General features: G+C 72.3%; 8 protein-coding genes. 2 read left to right on the top strand and 6 right to left on the bottom strand.

Translation table 11 applies throughout. The features are described from left to right. Positions 1-43: 43 nt before the first annotated feature. Positions 44-2,173 carry a S9 family peptidase gene (locus tag H5397_RS07200; RefSeq protein WP_309224308.1) on the top strand — a complete coding sequence of 710 codons (2,130 nt, stop codon included), beginning with the start codon at positions 44-46 and terminating at the stop codon, positions 2,171-2,173. Between the two features lie 187 nt (positions 2,174-2,360). After that, the gene (locus H5397_RS07205) at positions 2,361-3,311 is read left to right on the top strand and encodes an RNA polymerase sigma factor RpoD/SigA (protein ID WP_375539421.1); all 951 of its coding nucleotides are present in this window, start codon (positions 2,361-2,363) and stop codon (positions 3,309-3,311) included. Between the two features lie 88 nt (positions 3,312-3,399). On the opposite strand, the gene H5397_RS07210 is transcribed toward H5397_RS07205, so the two are convergent. From H5397_RS07210 to H5397_RS07235, 6 genes are all read right to left on the bottom strand, one after another. Next, entirely contained in the window at positions 3,400-4,272 is an 873-nt protein-coding gene (locus tag H5397_RS07210) for an acyl-CoA thioesterase II (protein WP_182816067.1), read from the bottom strand. A gap of 1 nt (position 4,273) precedes the next feature. Beyond that, positions 4,274-5,164 carry a PAC2 family protein gene (locus H5397_RS07215; RefSeq protein WP_182816069.1) on the bottom strand — a complete coding sequence of 297 codons (891 nt, stop codon included), beginning with the start codon at positions 5,162-5,164 and terminating at the stop codon, positions 4,274-4,276. Positions 5,165-5,174: 10 nt separating this feature from the next. Next, on the bottom strand, positions 5,175-6,437 hold the full coding sequence (locus H5397_RS07220) for a HipA domain-containing protein (protein WP_182816071.1): 1,263 nt from the start codon (positions 6,435-6,437) through the stop codon (positions 5,175-5,177). Then, complete coding sequence (locus tag H5397_RS07225) at positions 6,434-6,700, bottom strand: helix-turn-helix domain-containing protein (RefSeq protein ID WP_182816073.1); 267 nt, start codon at positions 6,698-6,700, stop codon at positions 6,434-6,436. Before H5397_RS07225 ends, H5397_RS07220 begins: the two co-directional genes overlap by 4 nt. A 78-nt stretch (positions 6,701-6,778) precedes the next feature. After that, on the bottom strand, positions 6,779-10,615 hold the full coding sequence (gene hrpA, locus H5397_RS07230) for an ATP-dependent RNA helicase HrpA (RefSeq protein WP_182816075.1): 3,837 nt from the start codon (positions 10,613-10,615) through the stop codon (positions 6,779-6,781). Positions 10,616-10,641: 26 nt separating this feature from the next. Continuing rightward, entirely contained in the window at positions 10,642-11,550 is a 909-nt protein-coding gene (locus H5397_RS07235; RefSeq protein WP_182816077.1) for a hypothetical protein, read from the bottom strand. Positions 11,551-11,565 lie beyond the last annotated feature (15 nt).

An 11,565-nucleotide genomic window follows, 5' to 3' on the forward strand; every position in this document is an offset into this window, starting at 1 on the left:
CACCCAAATGGCTGCTCGGCAACCGCGGGCTACGCTGGCCCGCGTGCCCGATGCCATGACCAGCGCGCCCGACGCGCCCCAGCGCCCGTTCACCCGCACCGTCCACGGCGACGAGGTCGCCGACCCGTACCGCTGGATGGCGGACAAGACCGACCCCGAGCTCCTGGCGTACCTCGAGGCCGAGAACGCGTGGACGGCGACCCACACCGAGCACCTGGCCCCGCTGGCCGACGAGCTGTACGAGGACATCCGGGCGCGGACCAAGCAGACCGACATGTCGGTGCCGCTGCACGTCACCCACACCGACGGCTCGGCCTACTGGTACTACGGCCGAACCCGCGAGGGCGACGACTACGGCCGCACCTGCCGCATCCCGGCCACCAACCGCGACGACATCCCCGACGTCACCGAGCCCTCGCCCGAGGAGGAGGTGCTCATCGACGCGCAGGCGCTCGCACAGGGCCACGACTTCTTCTCGATCGGGCTGGCCCTGGTCTCCCCCGACGGACGCCGGCTGGCGTACTCGATCGACACCCGCGGCGACGAGCGCTACGACCTGTACGTGGTCGAGCTCGCCACCGGCGAGGTGATCGACGGCCCCATCACGGGAATCGGCGCCGGGGGCGTGTGGGCCGGACCCGACTGGCTCCTCTACACCCGCGTCGACGCCGCCTGGCGCCCCCACGAGGTCTGGCGCCACCGCATCGGCTCCCCCGCGGACGCCGACGCCCTGGTCTTCACCGAGCCCGACGAGCGGTTCTGGGTCGGCGTCGACACCTCCCGCGACTACCAGTGGGTGGTCGTCGACCTCGCGTCCAAGACCACCACCGAGACCCACCTGCTCCGCGCCGACGACCCGACCGGGCCCCTGACCGTGGTGCAGCCGCGGCGTCCGGGCCTGGAGTACTCGGTGGAGGTAGCACCCGACGCGCTGTGGATCCTGCACAACGACGGCGCCCCGCAGTTCAAGCTCAGCCGCGCCCCACGAGCGACCCCGGGCATCGAGCACTGGGAGACCGTCATCGAGGAGCGCCCCGAGACCCGCCTCACCGGCGTCAGCGTCTACGCCACCGCCGTGGTCGTCGACCACCGCACCAACGCGCTGGCCGGCGTCACGGTCATCCCGCGTGAGGCCGACGGCACCCTGGGCACGCTCACCGAGCTCACCTTCGACGAGGCCCTCTACGACGTCGGCTCGGAGGACTCCCCCGACTTCGACACCGACCGGATCCGGCTCGGCTACGAGTCGATGGTCAGCCCGCCCAGCGTGTGGGAGTACCAGCTCGCCACCGGCGCCCGCCGCCTGCTCAAGCAGACCCCGGTGCTCGACCACCCCGTCCACGGCGCCTACGACCCGACCGCCTACGTCAGCGAGCGCCTGTGGGCCACCGCCGACGACGGCACGCGCGTCCCGATCTCGCTGGTGCGCCACCGCGACACCCCCGTCGACGGCACCGCACCCGGCCTGCTCTACGGCTACGGCGCCTACGAGGCGCCGACCATGCCGTACTTCGCCATGAGCCGGGTCTCCCTGCTCGACAAGGGGTTCGTGTTCGCCATCGCCCACGTGCGCGGCGGGGGCGAGCTGGGGCGTCCGTGGTACGACGGCGGCAAGGAGCTCGCCAAGCCCAACACCTTCTCCGACTTCGTGGCCTGCGGCCACGTGCTGGTCGACGAGGGCCACGTCGCGCCCGACCGGCTGCTCGCCGAGGGTGGGTCGGCCGGCGGCCTGCTCATCGGCGCGGCCGTGAACCTGGCCCCCGAGCTGTTCCGGGCCGTGCACGCCGCGGTGCCGTTCGTCGACCCACTGACCACGATCCTCAACCCCGACCTGCCGCTGACCGTCATGGAGTGGGAGGAGTGGGGCAACCCCGTCGAGGATCCTGAGGTCTACGCCTGCATGAAGGCCTACTCCCCCTACGAGAACATCGCCGCCGCGCAGTACCCGGCGATCCTGGCCACGACGAGCCTCAACGACACCCGCGTCGAGGTAACCGAGCCAGCCAAGTGGGTGGCCCGCCTCCGCGACGTCGCCACCAACGGCGAGGACCGGCCGATCCTGCTCAAGACCGAGATGGTCGCCGGCCACGGCGGCGTCTCCGGCCGGTACAAGGGCTGGCGCGAGCGCGCGTTCCAGCTGGCGTGGCTGGTCGACCAGGCCGGGGCGAACTGATCGGACGCCGCGGGCCCCACGAGCGGGTCCGCGGCCGCCGCGTCCACCGCGGGCACGGGATCGCTGTACGACTCTGGTCTTGATTTGGCGGCTCAGGGCCCCCCTCAGGGCCCGATCGGGGTCGTGACCGAACAATTCCGGCGCGTTTGGCGTTGTACTGGGTGACGACGAAAGGACGAACCTCATGATCTCGACCTCGCACCGTTCACGCTCGACCGAGGGCATCGACGGCAAGGACTCGGTTGGCCTGTACCTGGACGGCATCGCGAAGACCCCGCTGCTCACGGCGGAGGAGGAAGTCATGCTCGCCCGGCAGATCGAGGCGGGCCTCTACGCCGAGGCGATCCTGGACGGCACCCTCACCACCAAGGAGCGCGGCGGCCGCAAGGCCGTGAAGGCGACCCAGGAGGAACTCGAGGAGATCGTCGAGCAGGGCCGCGCCGCCATGAAGCGCTTCGTCACCGCGAACCTGCGCCTCGTCGTCTCCGTCGCCCGCAAGTACGGCCGCTCGCAGATGCCGCTGCTCGACCTGGTGCAGGAGGGCAACACCGGCCTCATCCGCGCCGTCGAGAAGTTCGACTACACCAAGGGCTTCAAGTTCTCGACGTACGCCACCTGGTGGGTGCGCCAGTCGATCAGCCGGGGCATCGCCCAGCAGAGCCGCATCGTCCGCCTCCCCGTGCACGTCGCCGAGCAGATCAACCAGGTCTCCGCCACGCGCCGCAACCTCGAGCGGAAGCTCGGCCGCGAGCCCGAGGTCATCGAGATCGCCGACGAGCTCGGCCTCGAGGAGGAGCGCATCGTCGAACTGCTCCGCCTGGCCCGCGACCACGTCTCGCTCGACGCCCCGGTCGAGGAGGACGGCGACACCGCCCTCGGCGACCTGCTGGCCCGCGACACGACGCCCGGCCCCGACGAGGTCGTGCTCGACGCCGAGGACCGCGCCCGCCTCGACCACATGCTCGACAGCCTCGACGAGCGCTCCGCCGACGTCGTGCGCCGCCGCTACGGCCTGCTGGACGGCCGCCAGGCCAAGCTGGCCGACATCGCCAGCGTCTGGGGCATCACCGCCGAGCGCGTGCGCCAGATCGAGCGCCAGGCGATCGCCAAGCTGCGCGACACGACGCTGGCCGCCTGACCCACAGTCCACCGAACGGCACCCCACCACGACGGGGCCGGACCCGCCACAGGTCCGGCCCCGTCGTCATGTGCGGGTGGGTGCGTGCTCAGCCGCGGGCGGGGCGTCCGTCGTGGTCGATGACGCGGATCAAGCCCTCTTGGGCCGTCGAGACGCCCAGCACCCCGTCGGAGTACAGCCGGCCTCGGGAGTAGCCCACGCCGTTGGACGCCGAGGGCGAGAACTGGTCGTAGAGGATCCAGTCGTCGACGCGGATCGGCCGGTGGAACCACATCGCGTGGTCGATCGTGGCGATCTGCATGTCGGCGCTCATGAACTCCACCGGGTGGCCCACCGTGGAGACGCCCAGCAGCGTCAGGTCGCTGGCGTAGGCGAGCATCGCCTGGTGCAGCCGCGGGTCGTCGGGCAACTGTTCGTGCGTGCGCAGCCACACCTGCATCGCCGCGTGTGAGGTGTAGTCACCCTTGCGCGCGTCGCCGGCGTAGCGGACGTCGAGGGCGCCCCACTCGTCCTCCCACGCGGCGGCGTGGATCGCGGAGCGGCGGCCCAGCACCTCCGACAGCGGCGGGCAGTTGTCGACGTCGGGGACGCCGGGGGTGGCCGGCCACTGGTGCTCCAGCCCCTGCTCGGGCACCTTGAACGAGGCGTTCATCACGAACAGGCTCTTGCCGTGCTGGCGCGCCTCGACCTGCCGGGAGGAGAACGAACTGCCGTCGCGCGGGGAGGTCACCGTGTAGATGATCGGCGCCGCCGTCGAGCCGGGGCGCAGGAAGTAGCCGTGCAGCGAGTGGCACATCCGGCCCTCGGGCACCGTGTGGTAGGCCGCCTCGAGCGCCTGGGCCATGACCTGGCCGCCGAAGGCCCGCTGCGCCGAGGTGCGTGGCTGGCTGCCGCGGAACAGGTCCACCTCCAGCTGCTCCAGGGCCAACAGGTCCACCAACTCCGCCACGGTGCGTGGCATGTCACTCCCCCTTCTCGTCCTGCTCGGCCAGGAACTGTTCCACGGCCTCCCCGATCTCGTCCGCCGACGGGACGTCGGGGCGTCCGGTCGCCTGCAACTCGTCGTACTGCTGTTCGAGCGCCTCGACCAGGGGGCCGAGCTCGCCGTCGGACTCGACCTCGCCCTCCAGCTGCGCCAGCGTCTGCAGCGCGCGCGTGGCCAGTTCGCCGGGCGGCAGGTCCAGGCCGGTCGCCTCGCGGAGGCGCTCCAGGACCGCCAGGGCGCCCGGCGCGTAGTGGCCGGGGGCCAGGTAGTGGGGCACGTGGGCGACGAAGCCGCGCCCGAGGCGTCCGGCCTGGCCGGCGTGCCACTCGAGCATGGCCGAGAAGCTGCCGGGCACGGTGACCCGGTCGATCCAGACCGGGTTGTCCTGCACGAGGTCGGGGTCGGTGGCGTGGCCGGTCACGAGCACGGGCCGGGTGTGCGGCACCCCCATCGGGACGCCCTGGGCCGACACCAGCAGCGGCACGTCCAGCTGCTCGGCGATGCCGAGGACGGCCGCGCAGGAGCGGTTCCACTGGGTGTCGGGCTCGGGGCCGCTGAGCAGCAGGAACGAGCGGCCGGAGGCGTCGGTGACCTTGTGGATCGCGAGCTTGTAGTCGCTGAAGCCCGTCCAGGTGTTGGTGTCGAACACCATCGCCGGGCGGCGGGAGCGGTAGTCGTGCAGCTGGTCGTGGTCGAAGGTCACCATCAGCTCGGGGTGCATCGAGCCGAGCAGGTGCTCGCTCAGCTGCTTGGCCACCTGGCCGGCGTCGACGTAGCCGTCGAGCAGGTGCACCAGCGTGGGCCGGGTGCCCTCCACGCTGGCCCAGACGTCGTCCTCGATCGTGTACAACGCGCGTGGATCCAGCATGCGTTCCACCCTAGCGGCCAGCCTGCTCCAACAGGTCGAGCGTGCGCCCGCACGACCACGCCACGCCGTCGACGTACCGCGGCCGCAACTCATCGGCGCCGGGCAGGTGGGCCAGGGCGTCGAAGGTGGACGCCAGCGCGTCCGGCAGCTGCTCGGCAAGCTCCCGGACACGGCCCAGGCCCCACTCGACGTCGAGGGAGTTGGCGGTGAGGAACCGCTGCCATTGGTCGACCCCGACCAGGCCGAACGTGCGCTCGCCCCCGATCGCCAGGGCGACCTTCCGCTGGTGCATGACGCCCACCCCCGCGATCTCGTAGGGCAGCGAGGAGGCCACGTCGTAGAGCGGGGCCAGGGCCACGCGACCCCCGGCCAGGAGGGCCGAGTAGTTGCGCGCGTGCCCGTCGGGTGACCCCAGCAGGTAGCCGACGGCCAGCGCCTCGGCGAAGCGTTCAGGGGCCCCCGGGGCGTGCCGGCGCAGCAGATCGACCACCTCCCGGGCGGTCGGGCCGCCGTAGCGCTCGTAGGTCGTCTGGTTGCCCAGGGACTGGCACAGGTCCTCGGCGTGGACCCGGAGCACGTCGCCCTCGCGGCGCACCCGGTCGAACCGCTCGACGACGAGGGCGGACTGCCCCGCGAACTCCAGGTACTCGCTGCGGGCGGCCGGGATCCCGAGTGCCCGCAGGACGGTGAGCGACGCGTGCTCGTTCAGCGCCTGCAGGCGTGCCGTGGGCACGCCGGGCTTCACGATGTGGGTGGACGCCGCGGCCCCCTGCGGGTCGTACCACTCCCCCGCGAAGCCCCGAGCCAGGGTGAACTTCGACTGCCCGCCGCCGATGCTCCACCGCTCGTCGGCGATCTGCCAAGCGGCCTCGTCGCGGCGCAACAGGGCGATTCGTGCGCCGATCCACTCGTCGTCGACGGGCGCCAGCGCCGCCGGTCGGTGGATCTCCTCGACACGGTCGACGGGGACGACCTGTACGGCGCCCGGGCAGTCGAGCCCGATGACGGTGAGCAGCGCGGCGGGGTTGGCCGCCCGGACCCCGCCCCGCTCGGCGATCCGGGCCCGGACCTCGCGGTCCGCAGGCAGCAGGCCGTTCACCCAGGCCAGCGTCACCCGGTTGCCGTGCTCGGCCTCGGAGAGCGGCATGGAGAGCGACAGCGGGGTCGGGTCGTCGGCGGCCCGGTACTCCTCGTCGTAACGGAAGCGGAGCCCCGCTGCCTGCGTGATCGTGCCGACGCGACGCCCGGAGAGGAAGACCGCGAGGTCCTTCATCGGAGCGTTCCCTCGATGATGTCGTCGAGCTCGCTACGCCCCGTGGGCAGTTCGTGCGGCACGACCTCGAGGGTCAGGCCCAGCGCCTGCAGCGCGGCGAGCACCTTGCCGATCTGGGCGTTGCCGTGGCCACGCTCGAGCTCGATCAGCCAGCGTCGGGAGACGCCGGCCTTCTTTGCCGCCTCGGCCTGGGTGAGGCCGAGGCGCGTGCGCGCGCGTTGCACTGCCCGGCCCAACTCGATCGGGGTCCCGGCATCGGCCATCGCGACCACCTCCTGTCACCGATCAGTGACTTTACCAAATGTCACCGTTCGATTCCATAGACGAATGTGCAGGAGCGGTTACAGAGAGTTGATCGCCGTGCGCACCCGCTTGGCCGACACCGGCTGGGCGGTGCCCAGCGACTGGGCGAACAGGCTGACGCGCAGCTCCTCGAGGAGCCAGCCCACCTCGGCGGCGGCCGGGGGCAGCTCCCCCACCTCGTAGCGGTCGATGGCCGCCTCGTAAGCGTCCTCCAGCTCGGCGATCACGTCGAGGTTCTGTGCCTCGCGAGCCGGGTTGGACGCCCAGCCCTTCAGCCGCACGTCGACGGCGTGCAGGTAGCGCTCCAGGCGGGTGAAGTGCGGCTCGGGCGTGGCGGCGATGAAACCGGCGAAGACGAGGTTGTCGAGCTGGGCGGTGATGTCGGCCTTGGTGTCGCCGTCGGGACGCCGCGCCAGCTCGGCGCGCACCTCGGCCCAGCGGCCCAGCGTCTTGGCGGCCGACCGGGTGATCGCCTGCATCCGCTCGGCGGCGTCGGGGCGGATCGTGTCGACGACCGTGCGGAAGGCGGCCTCGTCGCGCACGGCGTCGGGGTCGATGCGATGCGTGGCCATCAGGTCGCCCGTGGCCTTGAGCCGCACGTCGGCCAGCAGGGCGTTCAGGTTGTCGTACGGCCCGGCCGACAGCGCGATCTTCTCGGTGTTGGACAGGCGCGCGAACACGCTGCGGGTCGGGTCGGGCGCCACGAGGGTGACGAGCCGGCGCAGGCCGAGTGCCTGCGACCGCGTCGCCTTCGCCGCGGTGTTCGCCACCCGGACGCCCACGGTGTCGCCCTGGTCGACCAGCGCCGGGTAGCCCACCAGCGGCGTCGGGTCGCGGTCGACCTCGGTCGTGGCCGGGATGGTCCCGAACGCCCAGGTCTTCGCGCCCGCGTGCGCGATCCCGGACGCCGCGGCGTTCAGCCGCTTGTTGAGCCGGGGCGCGAACTGCTTGCGGAGCGACTCGAAGTCCTTGCCGGCGCCGAGCTCGCGGCGTCCGTCGGTGATGACGTAGCGCACGGTGAGGTGGTCGGGCAGGACCGACTCGTTGAAGAGGGTGGCGTCCAGCGGGTCGCCCGAGAGGGCTCCGAGGGCCGCGGCGAGGGCGTCCGGGAAGGCCAGCGACGCCCGCTCGGGGTGGTCGTCGAGCCAGCTGAGCGCGCGACGCCCCCAGTCCGGCGCCGGCACGAACCGCGTGCGCACCGCCTTGGGCAGCGACCGGATCAGCTCGGTGGCGAGCTCGTCGCGCAGGCCGGGCACCTGCCACGTGAACGGGGCCGGGTCGACCTGGTTGAGGACGGTGACGTCGATGTCGACGCTCACCCCGTCGCGGTGCGCGCCGGGCTCGAACAGGTAGCTGACCGGCAGGTCGGCCGGGCCGACGGTCCACGTCTCGGGGAACGCCTCCGCGTCGACCTGCTCGGCGTCGACGAGGTCGTCGAGCACGAGGTCGAGGTAGGTCTCGTCCTGCTGCCGCTTGGCGCGCCACCAGCGGTCGAAGTGCGCGACCGACACGATCTCGGCGGGCACCCTCTCGTCGTAGAACGCGAAGATCGCCCGGTCATCGACGAGGATGTCGCGGCGTCGGGTGCGCTCGGAGAGGTCCTCGGCCTCGGCGCGGGTGCGCTCGTTGCGCTTGAAGAAGTGGTGGCGGGTCTGCCACTGGCCCTCGACCAGCGCCGACTGGATGAACACCTCGCGCGCCACGACCGGGTCGATGCGGCCGTAGCTGACCGTGCGGCCCGCCACGATCGGCACGCCGAGCAGCAGCACCCGCTCGTCGGCCACGCACTGCCCACCCCGCACCGACCAGCGCGGCTCGGAGTACTGCCGGGTGATCAGGTGGCCGCCGACGGCCTCGACCTGCTCGGCGGTGATCGGCGCGACGGTGCGCGCCCACAGCCGGGTGGTCTCGACGAGCTCGACCGCCATGGCCAGCGGGGGCTCGGCCTTGGCCGCCGCGCTGCCGGGCTGGATCGCGAACCGCGCCCCGCGCGCGCCGAGGTATTCGGCCATCGGACGCCGCCCCCGCCGCTGCTGCGTCTTCGGCACCGTCGAGCGCTCGTCGCGCAGGCCCACGTGGGACAGCAGGCCGGCCAGGATCGCGGTGTGCACGGCGTCCCAGTCGGGGGTGTGGGCGCTCGCCTGCCGGGGCTGGCGGGCGCGGGCCCGGCGGGTGTCGGCGTCGGCGTTGGACGCCTGGGTGTCGAGGTCCAGCTCGCCGATGATCTCGCGCAGCTGCGAGACGAGGTCCTGCCACTCGCGGATGCGCAGGAAGTTCAGGTACTCGTCGCGGCACATCCGCCGGAAGGCGTTCCCGGAGAGTTCGTTGCGCTGGTTGCGCAGGTAGTCCCACAGCCGCCAGATCGCGGCGATGTCGGAGGCGTCGCGGTCGCCGTGCGCCTCGCCCCGTGCGGCGTTGGCCGCGCCGGTCTCGCTCCAGAAGCGCCGGTGCAGGGCGTCCGCCTCGGCCTGCTTCTCGGTGGGACGTTCGCGGACGTCGGGGATGGCCAGGGCGGCAACGACCGGGAGGACGTCCCACGCGCACCCGCGGCGTCCGGCCTCGACGAGCATGCGGCCCAGCCGGGGGTCGACGGGCAGCTTGGCCAGCAGCCGGCCCGTCTTCGTCAGCCGCTGCCCCTCGGCCTCGCCCTGGCGGGGGTCGGCCAGCGCGCCGAGCTCCTTGAGCAGGCGCAGGCCGTCGCGGACCTGGGAGCGGTCGGGGGGCTCGACGAACGGGAAGTCCTCGATCGCGCCCAGCCGCGCGTCGGCCATCTGCAGGATGACGCTGGCCAGGTTGGTGCGCAGGATCTCGGGCTCGGTGAACTCCGGCCGGGCCTCGAAGTTCTCCTCCGAGTAGAGGCGGATCGCGATGCCGGGCCCGAGGCGTCCACACCGGCCGGCGCGCTGGTTGGCGCTGGCCTGGCTGATCTCCTCGATCGGCAGGCGCTGCACCTTGGTGCGCGACGAGTAGCGGCTGATCCGGGCGTAGCCGGGGTCGACGACGTAGCGGATGCCGGGCACGGTCAGCGACGTCTCGGCGACGTTGGTGGCCAGCACGACGCGCATGCCGGAGTGGGGCCTGAACACGCGGTCCTGCTCGGCGGCGCTCAGGCGCGCGTACAGCGGCAGCACCTCGGTGTTGGAAAGCTTCAGCCCGTTGACCGCCTCCGCGGCGTCGCGGATCTCGCGCTCGCCGGAGCAGAAGACGAGGATGTCGCCCTCGGCCAGCGCGTGCAGCTGGGTGACCGCCTTGGTGATGCCCTCGACCAGGTCGTTCTCGTTCTCCAGGGGCTCGTAGACCAGCTCGACCGGGTACGTGCGGCCCGACACCTCGACGATCGGCGCGTCGCCGAAGTGCTCGGAGAACCGCGCGGTGTCGATGGTCGCCGAGGTGATGATCACCTTCAGGTCGGGGCGGCGCGGCAGCAGCTGCTTGAGGTAGCCGAGCAGGAAGTCGATGTTGAGGCTGCGCTCGTGGGCCTCGTCGATGATGATCGTGTCGTAGTGCCGCAGGTCGCGGTCGTGGCCGATCTCGGCGAGGAGGATGCCGTCGGTCATCAGCTTGACCTTGGTCTGCTTGGTCGCCTGCCGCGTGAACCGGACCTGGTACCCGACGGTGTCGCCGAGCTCGACGCCCATCTCCTGCGCGATGCGGGCGGCGACCGTGCGCGCGGCCAGGCGCCGGGGCTGGGTGTGCCCGATGCGCTTGCGGCCGGCCAGCAGCGCGATCTTCGGCAGCTGCGTCGTCTTGCCCGACCCGGTCTCGCCCGCGACCACCACGACCTGGTTGCGCTCGATGAGGTCGCGGATCTCGTCGACCGCTGCGCTGATGGGCAGGTTGGCGTCGAACGTGATCGTGGGCTGGGCTGTGGGCATGGCCCGCCCATGCTACTAGGGCGGGTTCAGCCGCCCAGGCCCAACAGCTCGGACGCCGCGGGCCCGGGTCGCCAGACCCACGACTCCAGGTCGCCGGCGGACCAGACCTCGAAGACGCCGCACATGCCGTTCAGGGAGACCTTCTCACCGGCGGCGTTCAGCCCGACCAGCTGGTCGAGGTGGACCTGCTGGCAGGTGTTGATCTCGTCGTCGGTGCGGGAACCCTTCGCGGCGTTCGCCGTCCAGTCGTCGCGGATCGTCGCCCACGCCGCCTCATCGAAGCGGGTGGGCTCGGTCGCGGCCTCGGCCCCTACCTGGGCGCAGCGGTAGCCGGCGACGGTGTCGGCCATGCCGGGGGTCAGCCACGACGCCCACGAGGCGTCGGTCGCGCAGGTCGCGTTGGCCAGCGGGTCGGACACGGTGACCGGGACGTGCTCGCGCTGGGCCGTGAGGGCCGTGGTGAAGGCGCCGAGCACCGCCTGCGCGCCGGTCTTGTCGCCGACGACGCGGCAGCCGTACATCTCGCCGCGCACCGAGACGGTCTCGCCGCCGGGGTACTCGAACACCATCCGGTACGCCGGGCCGAGGTCGGCGGTGCACGCCATCACCGCGAGGTTCGCGTGTTCCTGGGTGTTGTAGGCCGACACGACCGCGGCCGTGTCGGAGACCAGCGCGTCGGGCGGGGTGGTCTGCCGGATCTCGTGCCCCGGCTCGTCGCACAACGTGATGCGGGCGGCCCCCTCGGGCAGCTGCTCGGGCGTGTCGCCCTCGGTGGCCAGGGTCGCGCAGTCGAACGGCGTGGGTTCCCAGCCCGGCTCGGTCGGCACGGTCTCGGACGCCGGCGGGGCGGCCGGGGTGCCGGTGTACGTGGTGCAGCCGGCCAGCGCGAGGGCGGCGGCCAGGGCGAGCAGGGACGCGGGCAGCGAACGCTTCATGGCTGTTCCACGCAT

It is taken from the genome of Propioniciclava sp. MC1683, assembly GCF_014164675.1.
GTDB lineage: Bacteria > Actinomycetota > Actinomycetes > Propionibacteriales > Propionibacteriaceae > Propioniciclava.

Bases quoted from the DNA above. Each gene is read 5' to 3' on its own strand.
- H5397_RS07215 (WP_182816069.1), bottom strand. From the start codon at position 5,164: ATGCTGGATCCACGCGCGTTGTACACGATCGAGGACGACGTCTGGGCC.
- hrpA (WP_182816075.1), bottom strand. From the start codon at position 10,615: ATGCCCACAGCCCAGCCCACGATCACGTTCGACGCCAACCTGCCCATC.
- H5397_RS07210 (WP_182816067.1), bottom strand. From the start codon at position 4,272: ATGCCACGCACCGTGGCGGAGTTGGTGGACCTGTTGGCCCTGGAGCAG.
- H5397_RS07220 (WP_182816071.1), bottom strand. From the start codon at position 6,437: ATGAAGGACCTCGCGGTCTTCCTCTCCGGGCGTCGCGTCGGCACGATC.
- H5397_RS07235 (WP_182816077.1), bottom strand. From the start codon at position 11,550: ATGAAGCGTTCGCTGCCCGCGTCCCTGCTCGCCCTGGCCGCCGCCCTC.
- H5397_RS07225 (WP_182816073.1), bottom strand. From the start codon at position 6,700: ATGGCCGATGCCGGGACCCCGATCGAGTTGGGCCGGGCAGTGCAACGC.